Origin of the sequence: Microvirga terrae (genome assembly GCF_013307435.2) — a bacterium.
In the GTDB taxonomy this organism is placed as follows: Bacteria; Pseudomonadota; Alphaproteobacteria; order Rhizobiales; family Beijerinckiaceae; genus Microvirga; species Microvirga terrae.
Window position 1 is genome coordinate 2,268,732 of the sequence record NZ_CP102845.1, and the last position, 21,132, is coordinate 2,289,863.

The following is a 21,132-nucleotide window of genomic DNA, read 5'->3' on the forward strand; positions in this document are numbered from 1 at the left end:
GCACCGATGCGGTTGTATGATCCCTTCCCACTTGAGAAACTTCCTCCGCGGGTTCGACGCGTCACCCTGGCGAAGTTCGGAGGCCGATGCCCTCTGTTCGGGACGTTGTCAGCATCGCAGATGCCGACTGGCTCAAGTTGCGGGGCATGGGGGCAAAGTCACTTGGACGGCTTTGGTCTGTCGCTCAGAACGTCCAACGGAATGCGCGCAATGCTCCTCTGGCTGGAATGACCGAGGCTGAGTTGCAGGCTGAATACGATCGTCTCAGTGATGCGAGGAAAGCGATCGACGATCAGCTCAAGGCTGTTCGATCAGAATTCCTGTCGAGGCTGTTCACCAAGCATGGCCAACGAGATCCTGCTTGATACCCTTCAATAGCCGATCCAAGGCGTCACGATAAACTGACTTACCCGAAACGCGTCCTCGTTCCGGGAAGTTCATCCGGAACATGACTTCTATCGCCTCTAGACCAGTTCACAACATGACTGAGGCTGCGACCCAGTAGAAGAACGCCGAGATGATCGCTGAGGCTGGGATCGTCACAATCCAGGCCATCACGATGCCCTTGGCGACGCCCCACCTGACGGCTGAGGCCCTGCGGGCGGCTCCGACCCCGATGATCGCCCCTGTGATCGTGTGGGTCGTCGAGACCGGAATGCCGAGCCAGGTGGCCATGAAGAGCGTAATGGCTCCCCCCGTCTCCGCGCAGAAGCCCTGCATGGGGGTGAGGCGGGTGATCTTCGATCCCATCGTATGCACGATCCGCCAGCCGCCCATCAGGGTCCCCAGGCCCATGGCGGCCTGACAGGAAATGACAACCCAGAAGGGTACGTAGAACTCGCTGCCGAGATGGCCCTGCGAGAACAGCAGCACAGCAATGATGCCCATGGTCTTCTGGGCATCATTGCCGCCGTGCCCGAGGGAATAGAGGGCTGCCGAAAGGAACTGTAGGCCGCGAAATGCCTGGTCCGCAGCAAAGGGGGACGAGCGGGAAGCCGACCAAGTGGTTATGAGAACCAGGAGAAGTGCGAGCCCAAACCCGATCAGAGGCGACAGAACGATGGCCAGAAGAGTGGGCCCAAGTCCGCCCCACACGACGGCTCCCAGGCCTGCTTTGGCAACGCCCGCACCTACGAGGCCGCCGACCAGTGCGTGGGAGCTGCTGGAGGGAATGCCGCCCGCCCAGGTTATGATGTTCCAGATGATCGCTCCCATGAGGGCACCGAAGATGACGGCGGCATCGATGATGGAGGCCGAAACAATGCCGCTGCCGACGGTATTCGCAACATGGAGCCCGAAGAACAGGAAGGCGATGAAGTTGAAGAACGCAGCCCAGATCACCGCGAGTTGCGGCCTCAGAACCCGGGTTGAGACAATGGTTGCGATGGAATTGGCGGCGTCGTGAAGGCCATTGATGAAGTCGAACAGCAAGGCCACTACGATGAGACCTACCAGCAGTGGCAGCGAGATGGAGGCGGCATCCATTCTGCGGCGCTCCTCAGACGTGCTCGATCACGATGCTGTGGACCTCGTGGACGACATCCTCCAGACGGTCCATCACCCGTTCGAGATGGTCAAGCACCTCCGACGCGACCCAGAAGTCGAGAGCGTGAGCCGATCCCATCGCCTGGAACATGCGGCTGCGGGCAGCATCGTGAAGATCGTCCGTCTGTCCTTCGATCTGCGTGATGCGCTCCGACAGGGTGCTGATCCGCCCCGCATTCGTGCCGACGGAGCGCAGCATCGGAATGACCTCCTGAACGATCCGGGCGCCTTGGACGATGCAATCCGCCATCTCGACCATCTCAGGTTCGAACCGGCTGACCTTGAAGAGGGCCACCGATTTGACGGTCTTGCGCATCTGGTCGATCGCATCATCCATCGACGTGATGAGATCCTTGATATCGCCTCGGTCGAACGGCGTGATGAAGGATCGCCGGATGGCAGCGAGCACTTCTCCCGTGATCTTGTCCGCGTCATCCTCGCGGTTCATCACGGTTGCGATGTTCTGCTCGATATCGGGGCCACCCGCCAAGGTTGCCCGAAGGGCTTCTGCGCCGGCCAGAATTATCCTCGAATGCTCTTCAAACAGATCGAAGAACTGATCTTCCTTGGGCATCAGCGCGCGGAACCATCGAAGCATGGGTCATCTCCTTATAAGAGCAGGGCACGCACTTCAGCAGTCATGAGCGATCTCGCAGGGGCCACCCGGAGGAATGTCGTGACAAGGCGTAGCACAGGGACGATGAGCATCGCGATAATCAGACCGGCGAGAGCGATCCTGTGCATGAGAAATTTGAGTTCTAATCCGATCAAGCTTGGCATTCATAGGCGTGCTGCCGCAGTCATACCACAGACGTTGCCTCGCGCCGCAAGGGTGGCATTCCAAGCTGACAAGCTGGATATCGCCATGCTTCGAACCACTTCGATCCCTTCGTCAGAGTTCTCCCCGGGGTCATGTCTGAAACATGCACCGGCTGGATGAACTGGAGTTGGCAAGGCAAGTTCAGTTCCTGCTTCCATCGCTGACATGTGCAGCACCCACACTTGAGAGAAGCAACTTTGCTCTTTGAATGGCGTCCCTGAGTTCCGGTTCATGAACTGCTTCAGCGGCTTCCGCTAGGTCGAACCATCGCAGGCTGCGTTGCCCCTTCTCCGGCCAGCGCTTGCGCTGACTTTTCACCTTGAGCGGAAAGACCTCTCCCTGACAGGGTACTACCTCTCTGCTCTTGAGACGCTTACCGTAGCCATACGAGCCAATCGGCACCTTGCCGACTTCGCCGACCAAACCAGCCTCTTCCAGAGCCTCGCGCGCGGCCGAGGCATGCGGTTTTCGCCCTTTCATTGGCCAACCCTGTGGGATGACCCAGCGTCGTGTGCCGCGGGAGGTGATAAGCATGACCTCAATGCTGCCGTCAGCCCGTTCCCGAAAGGGCAGGCAGGCGTACTGAATGGCGGACGGCGGGTACAAATCCGGTGAACTCCTATGACTTCCTCGAACAAACGCGCGTGGAGCGGTGTAAGCCGCAACGTTGATTAGGGCGGAAGCTGACGACATCCCGAGCCAGCCATACCTTGCGTTAGTTGAACACGTGTGCATAGACTTTTCGCGTGAGCTTGAGGGCAAATCTCTCTCGATCGCATAATGCCTGTTGACCTCTCGCAGAGCATCAATCGACCGGAGCAAGTCCTTATGGAGGCGTCTTCAGATCGCGAAGAACAGCTGAAACGCGATCGCGCAACCCGTAACTTCGTTACGGCAGAAGAGGTTGCCCGGCTCGCCGGAGTGTCCCGCTCAGCCGTGTCCCGCACATTCACGCCAGGAGCCAGCGTCTCAGCCGATGTAAAGCAACGGGTTCAGGAAGCGGCCAAAACGTTGGGATATCGGGTCAATCGCCTAGCCCGAAGCCTGATCAGCGACCAGTCCAATCTCGTCGGCGTCGTCGGCGCCAACCTGTCCTTGCCCTTCATGGCGCGCCAGCTTGACGAACTGAGCCGGGCGCTTCTCCGGCGCGGCATGCAGTGCCTGCTCCTGAACGCCGCCGAGGCGGAGCAGGGGATCACGCCGCTGCTCGAGCTCATCCTCGAGTTCCGCGTGCGGGCCATCGTGGTGATGTCCGGTTCGCCGCCCACATCCATCATCGACGAGTGCATGGCTAACGGCGTACGGGTGATCTTGGTCAACCGGCAGGCCGATGACGCCGAAGCGGATACAATCATCAGCGACGATCTGGGCGGTGCCCGCATCGCGGCCGAGCGGCTGCTCAGGGCCGGATGCCGACGGATCGGCGTCGTCGGCAGCGGGGCGCGCACGCCAACCCAGATCCGCCGACGCGTCGCCTTTACCGATTGTGTCGAGGAAGCCGGGTTTAAGCCCATCGTCTGGGCCTTGGGCGAGACCACTTACGAAACTGGCATGGAAGCCGCCAAAGGCCTGCTTGGCTCCCATGACCTGGATGGTGTTTTCTGCGTCACCGATCTCCTGGCGCTCGGCTTTCTCGATGGGGCCCGCGGGATGGGACGGCGCATACCCGAGGATCTCTCGGTCATCGGCTTCGACGACATCCCGCAATCGGCATGGGCTCCCTACGGCCTGACGACTGTCAGGCAGTCGATGAGCGATCTCACCGGGTCCGTGCTGGCGGCCATCGAACGGGAGATGCACGGAGAGGGTATGGAGCTCGTGCATGAAGTCCTTCCGGTCGAACTCGTCGAGCGAGCGACTGTGCGCCCTTCGATCTGATCTTGGTCCATTCCTTATCCAGAAGGCCCCTTGCAAGCTTTGCACACGTGTGCAAAGCTCCTCTTACTACTCCAATGTGATCCTCCCGCGGCCGAGCTGTGCCGCGGCGGTGCCTGGATGAAGTGCGCGAGTTGACCGCCCGCCGGCAAAGCCGGACGAGAGCACCAGAAGTCAGCCGCTAGTGGGAAACGCATTTGAGCCGGTCCCGGCTCCGGGAAGGACGTGACGGAATGACGACTTCGGCGGCGCCAGCACAAACCCCATCGAACCTATCGTCCGCACGCGCCATTCTGGGCCACCTGCGGCACTTCTTCACACAGCCCGAACGCCTCCTCGGCATCCTGCTCGCCGTTGTGCTGGGGGCGCTGGTGCTCGTGCCGCTGTTCGAGCTGATCCGGGAGACCCTCACCGTTCAGCCTTATGACCGCGCCTATCTGCCCAAGGCACAGCCGGGCGAGTTCACCCTCTTCCACTACGAGCGCGTCTTCGCCGGCCGCCTCTCCTGGGCGATCTTCTACAAGCCGTTCTTCAACTCGCTGGTCACGGCCTTTGCCGCGACCGCCATCTGCCTGACCCTCGGTGCCGGCTTCGCCTGGCTGATCGTGCGCACGAACATTCCGTTCCGGAACTTCCTGCACACGCTGGTGATGATCCCGTACATGCTCCCGTCGTGGGTGATGGCGCTGGCCTGGATCACGTTCTTCAAGAACGACCGCATCGGCGGAGCGTCAGGCGCCTTTGCGTACTTCTTCGGCGTGCAGCCGCCGGACTGGATCGCCTATGGCCCGATCCCGATCGTCATCTGCCTGTCGCTGCACTACTACGTCTACTCCTATCTCTCGGTGTCGAGCTCGATCACGAGCGTTGACAGCCAGCTGGAGGAGGCAGGGGCTATGGCGGGCCTCTCGCGCCTCAAGCAGTTTCTCTGGATCACCGCGCCTCTCCTGCTGCCCGCCATTGGCTCCGCGGTCGTGATGACCTTCATCCGCGTGGTCGGATCGTTCGGCACGCCCGCCGTGCTCGGCATGCCGGTGCGCTATTTCGTGCTGCCGACGCAGATCTATGCCGCCATGGGGACACGCAATGCGGGAGACGGCTTCCTGCTTGCGCTCGTGCTCGTGGTCCTCGCCTGCCTGTTCATCTTCATCAACCAGCGCCTCATCGGCGTCCGCAAGAGCTTCGTGACCCTCTCCGGCAAAGGCTTCCGCAGCAAGGAGATCGATCTCGGGCGCTGGCGCTGGCCGCTCTTCATCCTTATCATGCTGCTCATGACGGCGGCCGTCGCCTTCCCGCTCGTCCTGCTGGTCCTTCAATCGCTGATCAAGACGGCCGGCAATTACAGCCTCAGCAACCTCACCCTGCACTATTGGATCGGCGGGGGAGGCGAGGGCGTCGACCAGCTCCAGGCTGCCCTGGTCGACAACGGCAACATCATCGATGCCACGTGGAACAGCCTCAAGCTGGCGTTCCTCACCGCCATGGCGACCGGCATCTTCGGCTTCCTCATCGGCTATGTGGTGGTGAGGACCCGCGGCTCGCTGACCTCGCGGGCCTTGGAGATGGTGGCCTTTCTGCCATACATCTTCCCGGCTTTGGCCTTTGGTGCGATCTATATCGGCATGTTCGCCCGTCCGTTCGGGCCGATCCCGGCGCTCTACGGCACCTTCGCGCTGCTCGTCCTGATCTGCTCGGTCAAGACGCTGCCGTTTACGTCCCGCACGGGCATTGCGGCGCTGTTGCAGATCGACAAGTCACTAGAGGAAGCAGCCCGGGTCCAGGGCATCGGCTGGTTCCGCCGCATGGTGCGGATCATCGTGCCCATCGCCGCCGGCGGGCTTCTCTCCGGCATGCTGCTGAGCTTCATCAGCATCATGCGCGAGCTGTCGCTGATCATCCTGCTCGTCACGCCGTCAACCAACGTGCTCGCCGGCGTCATCTACAACTACCAGAACCAGGACATGCCCCAACTCGTCGGCGTCGCCACCGTGCTGCTCGTCGCCATCGTGATTGCGGTCAACCTGGTCGTCCGCGCCTTGTCAACGAAGGCGAGGATCGGAGCGGCCTGACCGCTCCATCCAGGTCGACACAAAGAGAAACGAAGGAGGAAGCTCATCATGACACCGACTTTCCGCAGCGCCAAAGCCTGGCTCGCAGCCGGAGCCCTGACCCTTGCCCTCGCTGCGCCGGCCTTGGCGCAGCAGGCTGATCCCAAATGGGATGCTTGGCTGCAGAAAAGCCAGCTCGGTCCGTACCAGAAGAACGAGAACTGGGACGAGGTCGTCACCAACGCGAAGAAGGAGGGCGAGGTCGTCGTCTATTCCTCCTCGGGCACGATGCTGAAGGTGGCCGAGGACTTCGCGAAGTTCTATCCCGAGATCAAGGTCAAAGCCTATGATCTTGGCTCCGAAAAGACCATCGAGAAGGTCGTGCGCGAGCACCAGGCCGGTGTCTACGCGGCAGACGTGGTCTACTCGGGCGGCACCGAGCAGATGGTGTTCGACCTGCTCCCCAACCACCGCATCGTCAACTACGTGCCGTCCTATCTGACCGACAGGATCGCCGCCGAACATCGCGAGCCGCTGCTGACGCATGTGATCGAGGCCTACGGCGTCTTCTACAATTCGGAGGCCCACCCGCAGCCGCCGATGAAGACCATCTGGGAGCTGACCGAGCCGCAATGGAAGGGCCGCTTCTCCATGAAGTCGCCGGCCGGCTCGCTCACCACGCTGATGATGCTGGCCGCCATCGTCGAGCACTCCGACGAGATGCAGAAGGCCTACGAGCAGCACTACGGCAAGAAGCTTGAACTCTCACCCGGCGTCGAGAACGCGGGCTACGAGTTCCTGCACCGGCTGATCGGCAACGATATCGTCATTTCCGACAACAGCTCGAAGATCGCCACGGCCGTCGGCCTGCGCGGCCAAGCCAAGCCGCCGATGGCGTTCTCGGTCATCCATTACCTGACCAAGAACCAAAGCGATAACTACGCCAACGCGATCCCCTACGACCTGCAGCCCGCGGCGTTGTTCTCCTATCCGACCTATGTGGCCGTGGCTGGGCAGGCGCCCCATCCCAACGCGGCAAAACTCTTTGTGGCGTTCCTGATGGGCAGCAAGGATCTGAATGCGACTTCGGAGCTGAAGGCGCCGTACCGGTCCGGGAAGTCGCTCGAGCTCCTGCAGGGCATGGCCGCCTTCTACCAGGTCGGCACCTTCTCGCCGCGTACCGACGTTCCGCCGCCGCCCCACAGCGAGATGTGGCCCAAGGCGCGTAAGCTCACGGCGTCGCCTGAATTCGTGAAGGACAACATCGCGAAGATCAGCGACTTCTGGATGGCCGAGACGAGCCGGTAACCCGACCTGAATGACTTCCGCACGAGAGAGTGCCCATGTCTGAAATCACCCTCAGAAATCTCACGAAGTCGTACGGAAGTCATCTGGCCCTTCCGAGCCTCGACCTCGACATCCCGAAGGGCAGCTTCGTGACCCTGCTCGGGCCGTCGGGCTGCGGCAAGACCACGACCCTGCGCGTCATCGCCGGCCTGGAGCAGGCGACCACGGGCGAGGTCGTGCTCGGCGGGAAAACGGTCTACTCCAGCCGGACCGGCGTCTTCGTGCCGCCCGAGCGGCGCGGCCTCGGCTTCATCTTCCAGAGCTACGCCCTGTGGCCCAACATGAAGGTCGACCGCAACATCACCCTCGCGCTCGCGGAGGCGAAGCAATCGGCGCACGTGATCAAGGAGCGCCTTGCAGAGGCGCTCGCGAAGGTCCAGCTGACCGGGCTTGCGGACCGCTATCCGTCCGAGCTGTCGGGCGGTCAGCAGCAGCGGGTGGCCGTGGCCCGTCTGATTGCGGCCCGCAACTCGGTCTTGCTCATGGACGAGCCGCTGTCGAACCTCGACGCGAAACTCCGGACGGAGATGCGCACGGAGCTGAAGCGCCTCCACCGTGAACTGCAGGCGACCACGGTCTACGTCACGCACGATCAGGTCGAAGCGCTGACCATGTCCGATATCATTGTCGTGATGAAGGACGGCGTCATCCAGCAGCAGGGCTCGCCTTACGAGATCTACCACAACCCCGCCAACCTCTTCGTCGCCGAGTTCATCGGCGATCCCAGGATCAACCTCCTTGACGGCAACCTGGCGACCGTTGGGGGCGAGCGGATCGTGCGCTTCGAGGATGCTGTCATTCCCGTTCTGGCAGGCCTGCAGGTCCCGGATGGCCCGGTGACGTTCGCGATCCGCCCGGAGAACATCACGATTGTCGAGCGGCAGGGCCCGTTCAGCCTGCAGGCCGAGGTCGACATCGTCCAGCCCACCGGATCGCAGACGATCATTTCACTTACGGTCCGAGGGCACCGGGTCACGGCGCTCATTCCCCGCTTCGAGACCTCTCTGCCGAAGAAGACCATCTGGATCGAGTTCCCGCCCGACCAGATCACCCTCTTCGACAAAGGTAGCGGGAACCGGCTCCCATTGGCGCCACCCGTTGTCGGAGCCTCTCACGCGGCCTGAATCCGACGTTCGGCTGGAGGCCGAACAGGCAGAACGGACAACCCTGTGGCACACCCCTTCCCGATGAGTGTGCCGCAACAGCCATACCACGAAGATCAGGATCAAAGTTTTGATGGTGACCCAGTTCAATTTTCCACGTCCCCCGATGAGCCTCATCGTGGACGATCTCCCGCCGTTCGGGGTGAAGCTTTTCGTTGGGGACGCCAATGCGGCGTCGGACAAGGCTTTGCTTGAGAGCAACGACATCGCCATCGTGGTGAACTGCGCCGTCAATCTCGACATCGACTACACGGCCGGGGTCGGAGCCTCCGATATCGCGTCGCCGCACGGCCCAGTCCGGAACTACAAGCTGGGTCTCATCGACGATGCGGGCAATCCCGACACGATGCTTCTGGCCGGCTACTACCTGCTTGATGGCGCCCTGCATCAGCAGCTGCCCGACCGCCACACGTACCCTCACCGTCGCCGTGGCAACGTGCTGCTGCACTGCCGCGGCGGGCGCAGCAGGTCCGTGATCCTGGCGGCCCTGTACATCCACATCCAGATGCCCAACCGGTTCCCGACCCTTGAGGCCGCCATTGATCACCTGCGCGCCACGCGTGAGCTTCATCCTGATGAATGGATGGAGACACCAAAGCCGATGCTGATCGAAGCCGCCCGCCATGCCGCTGCGTGGATCCGGCGGATCGAGCGCGAGAAGCATCCGGCGACACAGCGCGTTTCCTCCAGCCAGTAACCAGGACAAACCTTCATGCCCGTCTCCAACATAGCCAGGGCCGCAGAGCCCGTCTCTTTGTCCGCACTAGAGAAATCCGACCTCAGACTGGCTGTCGCATCCGCGGTGGCACGTGAGGCGGGGGGCTTGGCCCGCCGCCGGTTCAACGGACGCCCCGGCACGACTGGCATCAACCTCAAGGGACATCAGGACTATCTCTCGGCCGTCGATGCCGAGGTCGAGAGCTTGGTGCGCAGCCGGCTGCTGGAGAGCTTTCCCGAGGATTCCTTCTTCGGCGAAGAGGGTGGGGGATCGTTCGACGACAATGTGTGGGTGGTGGATCCGGTTGATGGCACGGCGAACTTCGTGCGCGGGATCTCACAGTTCTGCATCTCCATTGCGTATGTGCGCGACGGTCGGACCCGGATCGGGATTATTTACGATCCGATGCACGATGAACTGTTCGCAGCCGAGCGCGGCCGGGGCGCGACCCTGAACGGCGAGCCAATCCGGGTCAGCGGTCTGGGCGATATGCAATCCGCCACCATCGAAGCTGGCTGGTCGACCCGGCTTCCGCTCAGCCAGTACGTTGATCTCGTCGGCCGGATCCTGGCGGATGGTGCGGGCGTCCGTCGCGGAGGGTCAGGCGCCCTGGCCCTGGCCTACGTGGCGGCGGGCCGGATCGACGGCTATTGCGAGTTGCACATGAACTCGTGGGATGCCCTGGCCGGGATGCTGTTGATCGAGGAGGCGGGCGGCTGGGTGAACGATTTCCTCGCCGGTTCTGGACTGCGCGACGGCAACATCGTGCTCGGCTGCACATCCGGTCTGAAGAGCCCTCTCACCCGACTGATGGGAATGGTCTGACTGCACCCGAATGGTTGATCGTGGGACGCGACAGCTCCTGTGCCTGGGTTGGCGCGGCAGGGGCTCGCGCTCCCACGAGCTTTGAAAGCGATTGCCCATGTTGTTCTCAATCCATGATGCCAGCATTGTGGATCAAATGCTTCGCAAAGCGGCGAGGTCGGAGATCATGCTCCGCTTTCGGAACCTGTCGAGCCATGAGGTTCGGCAGAAATCGTCGGCCATGGATCTTGTGACGGATGCCGATGAGGCTGCCGAGCGGATGATAGCCAGAGAGCTGGGGCGGGCGTTTCCGCATGCTGTCCTGATTGGCGAGGAGGCCACGGCGCGTGACCCGTCGCTGCTGAACAGGCTGGCGGACGCGGACCTCGCCTTCCTAATCGATCCGGTGGACGGCACCAAGAATTTTGCTTCGGGTCTCCCATTGTTCGGGGTGATGGTGGCGGCCGTTGTGCGAGGGGAGGTCGTTGCCGGTTGGATCCATGACCCGGTTGGGAACGACACGGCGATGGCCGTCCGCGGGGAGGGGGCTTGGATCGAGTACCCCGACGGCAGACGAACCGATCTCCGGGTTGCGCCTTCGGTCGCGGTCCGAGCCATGTCGGGATGCGCGTCCTGGCATCATATGCCGGAGCCCGTGCGGTCCACCGTCGCGGCTAACCTCACAGGTTTCGGGGCTGTTGCCTGCTATCGCTGCGCGGCGCACGAGTATCGGATGGCCGCCGCCGGACATTGCCACTTCCTTGTCCACTCGAAGCTTATGCCTTGGGACCATGCGGCAGGCTGGCTGCTCCATCGGGAAGCCGGCGGCTACTCCGCACGGTTTGACGGAGCGCCCTATCGTCCGACCTTCCATGAAGGAGGCATCATATGCGCCCCCGACGCAGAGAGCTGGCGGACGATCCATGAGAGACTGTTCGGTCTCACTGCAATGTCGCTCGCGAGTTCTGTCGGGGCTGGGCAGTAAGCGCGTGTGAGCTATTTACTCCTCTGCGCCACTGCTCGCACGCGGGCAGTCAGTAGCACGGGAGGAAAATCATGAGACGACTCGTCAGTGTCGCGGCCTTGCTGGCCGCTACAAGTAGCATTGCGTACGCTCAGAACACCCTGCCTCAAACCAATGACGCCTACTTCCGCGCGGCTCAGTCCGCGCTCCAGGAGCGCCTGCGGGTGACGCCGAACATCAACCGCGCCAAGAACGTGATCCTGTTCGTCGGCGACGGCATGGGCATCTCCACAGTCACAGCGGGCCGCATCTACGACGGCAGAAGCGCGGCGTTGACGGCGAGTCGAACTCGCTGACCATGGAAAAGCTGCCTTTTGCGGCCCTGTCGAAGACCTACACCCATGACGCGCAGGTCGCCGATTCCGCCCCGACCGCCGTGGCGATGGTGACTGGCGTCAAGACGCGCAATGACGTCATCGGCGTCAATAGCGAGGTCGAGGTCGGCGACTGTGCTGGGTCCAAGGGCAAGGAGGTGCTGAGCCTAGCGGCCATGGCCGAGCGGGCCGGGCAGGCCACCGGCGTCGTCTCCACCGCACGCATCACCCATGCCACGCCTGCTTCCATGTACGCCCATACGCCCCATCGAGACTGGGAAGGCGACGCTAATATGACGCGGGAGGCCATCGCGGCCGGATGCAAGGACATCGCCCAGCAACTCGCCGCATGGTCTCACGGGGACGGCTTTGAGGTCATTTTCGGCGGCGGACGCGACCGCTTCCTTCCGGAAACCGTGAACGACCCCGAGGATACAGACAAGAAGGGCTCGCGCAAGGATGGGCGGAACCTCGTCCAGGAATGGCAGAACCGCTACTCCAACAGCGGCGTGTTCCTGTGGAACCAGGAGCAATTCGACAAGCTCGATACGAAGACCCCGCACGTCATGGGCCTCTTTGAGCGCTCGCACATGCGCTACGAGGCTGACCGCCTCAAGGACAACGGGGGCGAGCCGTCCCTGGCGGAGATGACGGTGAAGAGCATCGACATCCTGAGCCAGGGCCCGAACGGCTTCTTCCTCATGGTCGAGGGCGGGCGCATCGACCACGCCCATCACGACGGCAATGCGTATCGCTCACTCGAAGACATGGTAGCCTTCGACAATGCCATCAAGGCGGCGCTGCAAAAGGTAAACCTCGATGAGACGCTCGTGATCGTGACGGCAGACCACAGCCATACGCTGACTATCAGTGGATATCCGAAGCGCGGCAACCCGATCCTGGAGACCATCGTCGAGCCGGACGGCAAGCCAAAACTTGGCAAGGATGGCAAGCCGTTCACGACACTCGGCTATGCGAACGGGCCCGGCGCCGTGAAAGAGAATGAACCACGTCCGACGCCAGCTAATACCACCGCGCCGGATTACAAGCAGCAGTCCCTGGTCCCGCTCGACAGCGAGACCCACGGCGGCGAGGACGTTGCGATCTTTGCTGGCGGCCCCTGGGCTCACCTCTTCGCGGGCGTGGTGGAACAGAACTACATCTACCACGTGATCGATCATGCCACGAAGTTGGGTGAACGCTCAGGCCTGCGTGCAGCCGCTCAGTAGGAACTCTAGCGGGTGGGCTGGACCCGGCCCACCCGTCCCGCAAATTTATATGCCCTTGGGCCATCCGATATGCCTTAGAACGAATGCAGGAACAACCGTTAATGGCACATCCAAGACGTACGGCTCTGGTCAGCTTAGAGGTGTGAATCGGACATTAACAAGGCCAGAGAACTCCCTTGCCTTCTCCAACATCAGGATCCTGCAATGTCATCGATCCATCCGCCAAACAGGTCAGCAACCTCCAGGCTGCTTGCAAGATTGTAATTCTCGTCGACGAGTTCCTTGTCCTGGTGCTGTAACAAGCCGCTCGCCAGGTGCGGCTCGGCTCCTGCTCGATACCGAGCGGTGAAGGCCCCGCATCCGCGGAAGTCATGTGGGCTGAGAGCCGCGCCAAGAGTTGACCGAGTGGTCTCGGTGGTCCTCCGTTCGACACCTCCATAGCTGAGTCCCTCACCATACTGCCCAATCCAGAGTGGACCCATCAGCAATTGGTTCGACTCATCCCCGATCATAAACTCACCGGTTTGCCGAAGAAGCCGTGGTCTCGCCCAGGTGAGGTACAGGCCAATAGCTGCGTTGAGGCCCTGTCGGATGAGGTGGAGATCCGGCCGTCTATTCTTGACCTTCAGGCCCGGCAGCTTGATTGCCCAGCGATCCTGCTCGCGCACAAAGCTGTGACCCAACCTGAGCTCCGAGAAGTTCTTCAGCCGAATCGGGCAATAAGCGAGCATGGCTATCATCAGACCATCGCGGATCTGACCGGCTCGCCAGATCGGGCGGCGCCTGTGAGCTGCCTGAGCCTCCTTGAAGGGCAAAGTTGCAAGCCGCTCCACAAGATCCCGCTCCTCGTGTGCCGAGAGGAAGTCAGGCTGATATCTGAATCCCTCAGGCAGGGCAGGGGAAGCCTGGAAAAGGTCATTTTGGATTGGGTTCATCGGTCACCTCCCCGTTATGCAACATCGAGTTCGCCGACTGATGAAAAGCTCGAGCTTTCGATCCGCTACTCAACGCAGTTGCAGCCGCATTCGTTGAGCAGCAGGAGCACGCTGGTGACAGACAGCCCTTCGGGAACAAATCCCGGCTGGCGCTAGTTGGCGGCCAACGGCCGACCAAACGGTGAATGGGGAGAGGGAACTAATGATCCGAGCCTCGGCTCAACGTGCATCAGAACGCTCGCAGCTGGACTCCGCCTGATGACCACAGGCTCCGAGCGGCTGACCGGCAAGGTCGCGATCGTGACCGGCGGCGGACGTGGCCTCGGCCGCTCCATGGTCCTCGGCTTCGTGCGTGCCGGCGCAAGCGTTGTCGCGACCGCCGCGCGTGAGACAGCGGAGGTCGAGCAGGTGGCACGCGAGGCCCGGGAGCTGGGCCATGCGGACCGCGTCCTTCCCCTGACGGCTGATGTCACGCGGGAGGAGGACTGTGTCCGAGCGGTCGAGGCTGCTCATTCGCGGTTTGGTCGTCTGGATGTTCTCGTGAACAACGCCGGGCGGGGCATGAAGTATGTCAGCGAGGCGTTCCTCACCGAGCCGGCCCGGTTCTGGGAGGTTGCGCCTGAAACCTGGCAGATGGTGATCGATACGAATGTGAACGGACCGTTCCTGATGGCCCGGGCCACCGTGCCGAGCATGCTCCAGGCGGGCTGGGGCCGGATCATCAACATCTCGATGAACCACGACACCATGCGCCGCCGCGGCTTCTCGCCCTACGGCCCGTCGAAAGCCGCGCTCGAATCCGAGACCGTCATCTGGGCTCAGGATCTTGCCGGAACGGGCGTGACCGTGAATGCCCTGTTGCCAGGGGGCGCCACGCTGACCGGCATGATCCCGCCAGGCGTCTCCAGCGCTGTGCGTGCGCAGCTGCTGGATCCCGACATTGTCATTCCGCCACTGCTGTGGCTCGCCTCGACCGAGGCTGACGGAGTGACCGGCCGACGCCTAGTCGCCAACCGATGGCGTTCCGATCTCGACGAGACCGCGGCCGCCGAGGGCGCCATGGAGGAGGCCGGATGGGGGCTACGATAGGCAGGCTCTCATCTGGCAGAGTGCGCTGCGGTGCCGACCCGAAAGACGCCGCCTAAACGGGAGCACCCGGTGTCGGATGCGTTCCCGTTGTCCCAACAAACTGGACAATCACCATGGATGTGCAAACCCTCTTCCAGCCGTTCAGCCTCAAATCCCTCACGCTGAAGAACCGCATCGTCATGGCGCCCATGACGCGGTCGTTCTCCCCGAATGGCATCCCGACATCGGACGTTGCGACCTATTACGGCCGACGGGCCGGGGAGGTCGGGCTGATCGTGTCCGAGGGCACGGTGATCGACAGACCAGCCTCGTCAAACGACGCCGATGTGCCTCATTTCTACGGTGAACAGGCGCTGGAGGCCTGGAGGCAGGTTATCGGCGAGGTGCATGCGGCCGGCGGCGCCATGGCGCCGCAGATCTGGCACATGGGCGTCATGCACCCTCACGCCTCGGGCTGGCAGCCTCCGGGGCCATTCGAGGGCCCGTCCGGGCTCGTGATGCCCGGTGAGCGAATCGGTGTGGAAATGAGCGAGGCCGATATCACCGAGACCATTGCCGCCTTCGGCCGCGCCGCACGGGATGCCAAGCGGTTGGGCTTCGATGCCGTCGAGATCCACGGCGCCCACGGGTACCTGATCGATCAGTTCCTGTGGGCCGGCCTGAACAAGCGCACCGATGCATGGGGCGGGGCAACCCTGCCCGAGCGCAGCCGCTTTGCCGTCGCGGTGGTGAAGGCGGTTCGTGAGGCTGTTGGCGAGGATTTCGTCGTGATCCTGCGCCTGTCGCAGTGGAAGCAGCAGGACTTCGCTGTCAAGCTCGCCAAGACACCGGACGAGATGGAGGCCTGGCTCACCCCACTCGCAGAGGCCGGGGTGGACATCTTTCATTGCTCGCAGCGGCGCTTCTGGCAGCCGGAGTTCGAGGGCTCGGACCTCAACTTTGCCGGCTGGGCCAAGAAGCTGACCGGAAAGGCGACGATCACGGTCGGATCAGTGGGCCTGTCAGGCGAGTTCATCGCGGCCTTCCAGGGCGAGAGTTCCCATCCCAGCTCCTTGGATGAACTGCTGCGCCGGTTCGGGCGAGGCGACTTCGATCTGGTAGCGGTCGGCCGCGCGATCCTATCCGATCCGCAATGGCCGACGAAGATCCGCGAGAACCGCAGCGAGCAGTTGCGCGACTTCACCCGCGAGGCTCTTGCGACTCTTTACTGAGCGTTGGCGGTTGAACATATCCACGACCGCGCGTCTGCGGGCATGAGGCAGCGGCTCTGCTCGCCCAAAGGGCTCAAACGGCAGAGCGAAATGGAGACAGGCATGAAGGGGATCACACTGCACGCACCGGGCGGATTGGATCGGCTAGAGCTGACCGAGATGCCCGATCCCGGTTCTCCCGGGCCCGGCGAGATCCGGGTCAGGCTTCACGCGAGCTCGCTCAACTACCACGATTATGGCGTCGTGAGCGGACGGATGCCGACGCGAGACGGACGAATTCCGATGTCGGACGGCGCCGGCGTAATCGAAGCCGTGGGCGAGGCGGTAACGGAGTTTGCCGTCGGCGACCATGTCGTGTCCTGCTTCTTTCCGGGCTGGCTTGAGGGACCGCCGGCGGTGAGTGATTTCTCGACGACGCCAGGCGACGGGGTCGATGGCTATGCCCGGGAGGCTGTGGTGCGCCCGGCGACCTGGTTCACCCGGGCACCTGAGGGCTTCAGCCATGCCGAAGCGGCCACGCTCACCACGGCGGGGTTGACCGCCTGGAGGGCCTTGGTCGTCAACGGTGGCCTCAAGGCTGGAGATGTCGTGCTGGTGCTGGGCACCGGTGGGGTCTCGATCTTCGCGCTTCAGCTCGCGAGGCTGATGGGTGCGACCGTCATCGCCACCTCCTCGTCGGACGAGAAGCTGGAGCGGGTCCGGGCTCTTGGGTCCGATCACACGATCAACTACCGCCAGCATGAGGATTGGGGCGTCCGCGCGCGGGATTGGACCGGCGGACGTGGTGTGGATCACGTCATCGAAGTCGGCGGGCCGGGCACGCTGGGGCAATCAATTGCCGCTGTGCGGGTTGGCGGACACATTTCGCTGATCGGCGTCCTGACCGGTCGCTCTGGCGAGGTCCCGACCGGAGCCCTGATGGCCAAGCAGGCCCGGCTTCACGGGTTGATTGTCGGCAACCGAAGCCAGCAGATGGACTTCGTGCGCGCGATCGAGGCGACCGGGATCCGGCCTGTCATTGATCGCAGCTTTGCCCTTGCCGCCATGGCCGAAGCATTCCGGTGTGAGGAATCGGGAGCCCACTTTGGCAAGATCTGCCTGGAGTTCTGAGGATTTCGGATGTCGAAGCACTTCCGGAAAGCAAGCTGAATGCGGGAACCAAAGCCGTGGCGCCGTTCACGTCTCATAAGCGCACCTTCCGAAGGGTGGTGGTTTCCTGGACGTGGGTCAGAGCGTTGGTTTTATCGTCCAGAACGATGTTCAGTGTAGGATCTCGCTCTAAGTTGGGTCTGTGACTTCTGCCAGACGCTTCGAGTTTGCCTTCACGCGAACCCGCACAGGTCGGAGAACCGCAGTCCAAGGGAGGCAGACATGAAGATCGGCATTATCGGCGCAGGCAACATTGGCGGCAACCTGACCCGCCGCTTCACCGCGCTCGGGCACGAGGTCTCGGTGGCCAACTCCCGCGGGCCTGAAACGCTCGCCTCCTTGTCGCAGGAGACCGGCGCCAAGGCCGTTTCGGTCGCTGAAGCGGTCCGCGACAAGGATCTCATCATTGTCACGATCCCGCAAAAGAGCATCCCCAACCTCCCAGCAGGATTGTTCGACGGCGTCGGCCCTGATGTCGTCGTCATTGACACCGGCAACTACTATCCGCAGCAGCGTGATGATCGCATCGAGGAGATCGAGAATGGCACGCCGGAGAGCCGCTGGGTCGAGGGGCAATTAGGCCGGCCGGTGATCAAGGCGTTCAATAACATCTATGCCCGGCACCTGCTCGAGCGTGGTCAGCCGCGGGGAACTCCTGGCCGCATTGCCCTGCCGGTTGCAGGGGATGATCCGAAGGCCAAGGACATCGTGCTTCAGCTCGTCGACGAACTCGGGTTTGATGGCATTGACGCCGGAGGCCTGGACGAGTCCTGGCGGCAGCAGCCGGGAACGCCTGCGTACGGGACAGACCATGATGCTGAGGGGGTCCGTCGCGCCCTGTCCGAAGCCAGCCGGGAGCGCAAGCCGGAATGGCTCGCCAAGTAAGACTGCAAAGTCCGCTGTCTGTTTTCATGAGAGGGCGCCGCTATGTCGTTCGATCCCGGCACCTTGTGCTTTCGCGAGCCGATTGGCGCTGCCCAGAAGATCGATAAGGTCGAGCAATCGTGCCACGTAGGGATCACGGGCAGTAAAGCCCGATATCTCGTGCTCGGCCTGCTACGCACGTTCTAGGGCATCGATCAAGCGAAGCAGATGGCGCCAATGCAGCCCATGAGCGCCGCATTCCGAACCTGTAGCCCCGGCAGGATATGCCTGAGTGGACAGCGCACTTCCAGTGACTATCAAGCGCGAGGCTCCACGCGCAGAAGTGGAAGTTATTCCTCTAGTTAGAGCGTTGGATTACCCTAGATGTTTGCGGATCCGACATTTCACCGGACCGTGCGATGCAGAAAGATCTTGAGCCCACTTCACCCACGACTGCGCAGGAACGAATGGGCTTCGTGCGCGTCCGCGGGGCCCGCGAGCACAATCTTAAGAATATCGATCTTGAGATTCCGCGCGATGCTCTGGTTGTTTTTACAGGCGTGTCCGGCTCCGGAAAGTCTTCGCTGGCCTTCGGAACCCTTTATGCCGAGGCACAACGGCGATATCTCGAGTCAGTGTCGCCTTATGCCAGGCGACTGTTCCACCAGATGCCCGTTCCGGATGTCGATGACATCGACGGTCTGCCGCCCGCCGTTGCGCTTCAGCAGCAGCGCGGTTCACCGACCACACGCTCCTCGGTCGGCAGCGTCACGACCTTGTCCAACCTGCTGCGCATGCTTTACTCCCGCGCTGGCGACTATCCACGCGGCCAAGCGATCCTCTATGCCGAGGCGTTCTCGCCCAATACGCCCGAAGGCGCCTGTCCCCGGTGCCACGGCCTTGGCCGGGTTTATGAGGTCACCGAGCAGTCGATGGTGCCCGACAACACGCTGACCATTCGCGAGCGAGCGATTGCCGCCTGGCCGACCGCCTGGCATGGCCAGAACCTGCGCGATATTGCGACCACGCTCGGCTTCGACGTGGATCGGCCCTGGCGGGACCTGCCCAAGAAGGATCGCAACTGGCTTCTTTTCACCGATGAGCAGCCGACCGTTCCTGTCTACCCCGGGTATACGCAGCAGGAGGTTCGACGCGCGCTCAAGCGCAAGGAAGAGCCGGCCTATCAGGGCACCTTCACGAGCGCCAAGCGGCACGTGCTGCACACCTTCGCCAACACGCAAAGCCCGCTGATGAAGCGGCGGGCGGCACAATACATGGTGAGCACCGAGTGCGCACTCTGCCACGGCAAGCGCCTTCGGCCCGAGTCCCTGTCGGTCACGTTCGCGGGATTGGACATCGCCGACATCTCCAGTCTGCCGCTCGCCCGCCTCGCCGACATCTTCCATACCTATGCAGGCGGGAGGGCTCCGCGGCTAGCCAAGATTGAGGCCGAGCATCCGGAAAAGGCGGTGGTCGCGCAGCGCATCGCGCAGGATCTTGTCGCCCGGCTCAGCGTCATGCTCGACCTCGGGCTCGGCTATCTCGCCGTCGACCGCAGCACCCCGACGCTTTCACCCGGCGAGCTCCAACGACTGCGGCTGGCCACGCAGGTGCGCTCCAATCTCTTCGGCGTCGTGTATGTGCTCGATGAGCCGTCGGCCGGGCTTCATCCCGCAGACACGGAGGCGCTCCTGAATGCGCTCGGGCAACTGAAGGCGTCCGGAAACTCGCAGTTCGTGGTCGAGCACAATCTCGATGTCATCCGTCATGCCGACTGGATCGTCGATGTTGGACCTGGAGCGGGAGAGCAGGGAGGCTTCGTGATCTACAGCGGTCCGCCGGACGGGCTTAGCCAGGTCGAGGCCTCGCAGACCCGGCGTTTCCTGTTCGGCGAAAGCTTCCTCCCGCCTCGGGAAGTGCGCTCACCGAAAGGCTGGCTGCGCCTCGCCCGGGTAACACGCAACAACCTGCACGAGCTCGACGTCGCATTTCCCTTAGGCGTGCTCACAACCGTGACAGGCGTATCCGGCTCAGGCAAGTCGAGCCTGGTCAGCCAAGCTCTAGTTGAACTGGTAGCGGAGCATCTGGGGCACGATATCGCTGAGCCGGAAGAGGAGGGCGAGGAGCTTGAGCGGGCCGCGATGATGGCCAGCGAAGGCCGGATCGTCAGTGGCATGGAAGGGATCAAGCGCCTGGTGCGGGTCGATCAGAAGCCGATCGGGCGCACGCCGCGTTCGAATCTCGCCACCTATACCGGCCTTTTCGATCATGTCCGCAAGCTGTTTGCCGCAACCAAGCAGGCCCGCGCCCGGCGCTACGATGCTGGACGCTTTTCCTTCAACGTCGCCAAGGGCCGCTGCCCGCATTGCGAGGGCGAAGGCTTCGTGATGGTCGAGCTGCTGTTCCTGCCGAGCGTCTATGCTCCATGCCCGACCTGCCATGGCGCCCGGTACAATGCCGACACGCTCAAGATCAGATACCGCGACAAATCCATCGCCGACGTGCTCGGAATGACGCTCGATGCGGCCTGGGAGTTTTTCGCCGACGAGCCGCCTTTGCATCGTTCGCTCACGATCGTGCGGGAGGTGGGGCTGGGTTATCTGAGACTGGGCCAACCCGCGACCGAGTTGTCCGGAGGGGAGGCGCAGCGAATCAAGCTCGCGACCGAGCTTCAACGGATCCAGCGTGGCGATACGCTCTACGTCCTCGACGAGCCTACGACCGGACTGCATCCCGCCGATGTCGAGAGGCTCGTGGCCCAGCTCGATGGGCTGGTCGAAGCCGGCAACACTGTCATTGTGGTCGAGCACAACATGCGCGTTGCCGCGAGAAGCGACTGGGTCATGGATCTCGGTCCGGGAGCCGGGGACGAGGGCGGGCAGGTGGTTGCATCGGGACCGCCGGCGGAAGTCACAAAAGCGTCAGGCAGCCGTACGGCGCCTTATCTGGCACGAGCTCTCGTTTGATGCACTTCAAGCTATGAGGCGCCTTGGACAA

At 62.6% G+C, this 21,132-nt stretch carries 17 protein-coding genes and 1 pseudogene; 14 read left to right on the forward strand and 4 right to left on the reverse strand.

Translation table 11 applies throughout. The annotated features are described in order from the left end of the window. The first annotated feature begins 86 nt into the window (after nucleotides 1-86). The gene (locus HPT29_RS10860) at nucleotides 87-365 is read left to right on the forward strand and encodes a hypothetical protein (protein ID WP_173946304.1); all 279 of its coding nucleotides are present in this window, start codon (nucleotides 87-89) and stop codon (nucleotides 363-365) included. Between the two features lie 109 nt (nucleotides 366-474). Here HPT29_RS10860 and HPT29_RS10865 read toward each other — a convergent pair whose 3' ends face one another. The 3 genes from HPT29_RS10865 to HPT29_RS10875 form a co-directional block, all read right to left on the reverse strand. After that, on the reverse strand, nucleotides 475-1,485 hold the full coding sequence (locus tag HPT29_RS10865) for an inorganic phosphate transporter (protein WP_173946303.1): 1,011 nt from the start codon (nucleotides 1,483-1,485) through the stop codon (nucleotides 475-477). 13 nt (nucleotides 1,486-1,498) lie between these two features. Then, nucleotides 1,499-2,143 (reverse strand): DUF47 domain-containing protein, encoded by a 645-nt coding sequence (locus HPT29_RS10870; protein WP_173946302.1) that lies wholly within the window; start codon nucleotides 2,141-2,143, stop codon nucleotides 1,499-1,501. 363 nt (nucleotides 2,144-2,506) lie between these two features. Beyond that, nucleotides 2,507-2,899, reverse strand: coding sequence for an NUDIX hydrolase (locus HPT29_RS10875; RefSeq protein ID WP_259060546.1), 393 nt, complete (start codon nucleotides 2,897-2,899; stop codon nucleotides 2,507-2,509). Nucleotides 2,900-3,193: 294 nt separating this feature from the next. Between HPT29_RS10875 and HPT29_RS10880 the strand changes: the two genes are divergently transcribed. The 8 genes and pseudogenes from HPT29_RS10880 to HPT29_RS10915 all read left to right on the forward strand — a co-directional run bounded on the left by HPT29_RS10880 (nucleotide 3,194) and on the right by HPT29_RS10915 (nucleotide 12,887). Continuing rightward, complete coding sequence (locus tag HPT29_RS10880) at nucleotides 3,194-4,243, forward strand: LacI family DNA-binding transcriptional regulator (protein WP_173946300.1); 1,050 nt, start codon at nucleotides 3,194-3,196, stop codon at nucleotides 4,241-4,243. Nucleotides 4,244-4,473: 230 nt separating this feature from the next. Next, nucleotides 4,474-6,309 (forward strand): ABC transporter permease, encoded by a 1,836-nt coding sequence (locus HPT29_RS10885; RefSeq protein ID WP_173946299.1) that lies wholly within the window; start codon nucleotides 4,474-4,476, stop codon nucleotides 6,307-6,309. A gap of 48 nt (nucleotides 6,310-6,357) precedes the next feature. Then, nucleotides 6,358-7,596 (forward strand): ABC transporter substrate-binding protein, encoded by a 1,239-nt coding sequence (locus HPT29_RS10890; protein ID WP_173946298.1) that lies wholly within the window; start codon nucleotides 6,358-6,360, stop codon nucleotides 7,594-7,596. A gap of 35 nt (nucleotides 7,597-7,631) precedes the next feature. Then, on the forward strand, nucleotides 7,632-8,759 hold the full coding sequence (locus HPT29_RS10895; protein ID WP_173946297.1) for an ABC transporter ATP-binding protein: 1,128 nt from the start codon (nucleotides 7,632-7,634) through the stop codon (nucleotides 8,757-8,759). A 112-nt stretch (nucleotides 8,760-8,871) separates the two neighbouring features. After that, a complete protein-coding gene (locus HPT29_RS10900) occupies nucleotides 8,872-9,495 on the forward strand; it encodes a dual specificity protein phosphatase family protein (RefSeq protein WP_173946296.1) in 624 nt (207 codons plus the stop codon). 126 nt (nucleotides 9,496-9,621) lie between these two features. Then, complete coding sequence (locus tag HPT29_RS10905) at nucleotides 9,622-10,341, forward strand: inositol monophosphatase family protein (RefSeq protein ID WP_259060547.1); 720 nt, start codon at nucleotides 9,622-9,624, stop codon at nucleotides 10,339-10,341. A 166-nt stretch (nucleotides 10,342-10,507) separates the two neighbouring features. Further along, a complete protein-coding gene (locus HPT29_RS10910; protein WP_247654363.1) occupies nucleotides 10,508-11,305 on the forward strand; it encodes an inositol monophosphatase family protein in 798 nt (265 codons plus the stop codon). Nucleotides 11,306-11,562: 257 nt separating this feature from the next. Further along, nucleotides 11,563-12,887, forward strand: a pseudogene (locus HPT29_RS10915) (alkaline phosphatase). 191 nt (nucleotides 12,888-13,078) lie between these two features. Here the strand turns inward: HPT29_RS10915 and HPT29_RS10920 are convergent. Beyond that, entirely contained in the window at nucleotides 13,079-13,822 is a 744-nt protein-coding gene (locus HPT29_RS10920; protein WP_173946293.1) for a hypothetical protein, read from the reverse strand. A gap of 258 nt (nucleotides 13,823-14,080) precedes the next feature. On the opposite strand from HPT29_RS10920, the gene HPT29_RS10925 reads away from it, so the two are divergent. The 5 genes from HPT29_RS10925 (at nucleotide 14,081) to uvrA (ending at nucleotide 21,101) form a co-directional block, all read left to right on the forward strand. Continuing rightward, nucleotides 14,081-14,911 (forward strand): SDR family NAD(P)-dependent oxidoreductase, encoded by an 831-nt coding sequence (locus HPT29_RS10925; RefSeq protein ID WP_173946292.1) that lies wholly within the window; start codon nucleotides 14,081-14,083, stop codon nucleotides 14,909-14,911. 113 nt (nucleotides 14,912-15,024) lie between these two features. Continuing rightward, on the forward strand, nucleotides 15,025-16,122 hold the full coding sequence (locus HPT29_RS10930; RefSeq protein WP_173946291.1) for an NADH:flavin oxidoreductase: 1,098 nt from the start codon (nucleotides 15,025-15,027) through the stop codon (nucleotides 16,120-16,122). Between the two features lie 102 nt (nucleotides 16,123-16,224). Next, the gene (locus HPT29_RS10935) at nucleotides 16,225-17,232 is read left to right on the forward strand and encodes a zinc-dependent alcohol dehydrogenase family protein (RefSeq protein ID WP_173946290.1); all 1,008 of its coding nucleotides are present in this window, start codon (nucleotides 16,225-16,227) and stop codon (nucleotides 17,230-17,232) included. A gap of 261 nt (nucleotides 17,233-17,493) precedes the next feature. Next, nucleotides 17,494-18,156, forward strand: coding sequence for an NADPH-dependent F420 reductase (locus HPT29_RS10940; RefSeq protein WP_173946289.1), 663 nt, complete (start codon nucleotides 17,494-17,496; stop codon nucleotides 18,154-18,156). 398 nt (nucleotides 18,157-18,554) lie between these two features. Further along, complete coding sequence (uvrA, locus tag HPT29_RS10945) at nucleotides 18,555-21,101, forward strand: excinuclease ABC subunit UvrA (protein WP_173946288.1); 2,547 nt, start codon at nucleotides 18,555-18,557, stop codon at nucleotides 21,099-21,101. Nucleotides 21,102-21,132 lie beyond the last annotated feature (31 nt).

Excerpts from the sequence above, each read along its gene's own strand:
- HPT29_RS10860 (WP_173946304.1), top strand. The coding sequence starts at position 87 with ATGCCCTCTGTTCGGGACGTTGTCAGCATCGCAGATGCCGACTGGCTC.
- HPT29_RS10865 (WP_173946303.1), bottom strand. The coding sequence starts at position 1,485 with ATGGATGCCGCCTCCATCTCGCTGCCACTGCTGGTAGGTCTCATCGTA.
- HPT29_RS10870 (WP_173946302.1), bottom strand. The coding sequence starts at position 2,143 with ATGCTTCGATGGTTCCGCGCGCTGATGCCCAAGGAAGATCAGTTCTTC.
- HPT29_RS10875 (WP_259060546.1), bottom strand. The coding sequence starts at position 2,899 with ATGCTTATCACCTCCCGCGGCACACGACGCTGGGTCATCCCACAGGGT.
- HPT29_RS10880 (WP_173946300.1), top strand. The coding sequence starts at position 3,194 with ATGGAGGCGTCTTCAGATCGCGAAGAACAGCTGAAACGCGATCGCGCA.
- HPT29_RS10885 (WP_173946299.1), top strand. The coding sequence starts at position 4,474 with ATGACGACTTCGGCGGCGCCAGCACAAACCCCATCGAACCTATCGTCC.
- HPT29_RS10890 (WP_173946298.1), top strand. The coding sequence starts at position 6,358 with ATGACACCGACTTTCCGCAGCGCCAAAGCCTGGCTCGCAGCCGGAGCC.
- HPT29_RS10895 (WP_173946297.1), top strand. The coding sequence starts at position 7,632 with ATGTCTGAAATCACCCTCAGAAATCTCACGAAGTCGTACGGAAGTCAT.
- HPT29_RS10900 (WP_173946296.1), top strand. The coding sequence starts at position 8,872 with ATGGTGACCCAGTTCAATTTTCCACGTCCCCCGATGAGCCTCATCGTG.
- HPT29_RS10910 (WP_247654363.1), top strand. The coding sequence starts at position 10,508 with ATGCTCCGCTTTCGGAACCTGTCGAGCCATGAGGTTCGGCAGAAATCG.
- HPT29_RS10920 (WP_173946293.1), bottom strand. The coding sequence starts at position 13,822 with ATGAACCCAATCCAAAATGACCTTTTCCAGGCTTCCCCTGCCCTGCCT.
- HPT29_RS10925 (WP_173946292.1), top strand. The coding sequence starts at position 14,081 with ATGACCACAGGCTCCGAGCGGCTGACCGGCAAGGTCGCGATCGTGACC.
- HPT29_RS10930 (WP_173946291.1), top strand. The coding sequence starts at position 15,025 with ATGGATGTGCAAACCCTCTTCCAGCCGTTCAGCCTCAAATCCCTCACG.
- HPT29_RS10935 (WP_173946290.1), top strand. The coding sequence starts at position 16,225 with ATGAAGGGGATCACACTGCACGCACCGGGCGGATTGGATCGGCTAGAG.
- HPT29_RS10940 (WP_173946289.1), top strand. The coding sequence starts at position 17,494 with ATGAAGATCGGCATTATCGGCGCAGGCAACATTGGCGGCAACCTGACC.
- uvrA (WP_173946288.1), top strand. The coding sequence starts at position 18,555 with ATGCAGAAAGATCTTGAGCCCACTTCACCCACGACTGCGCAGGAACGA.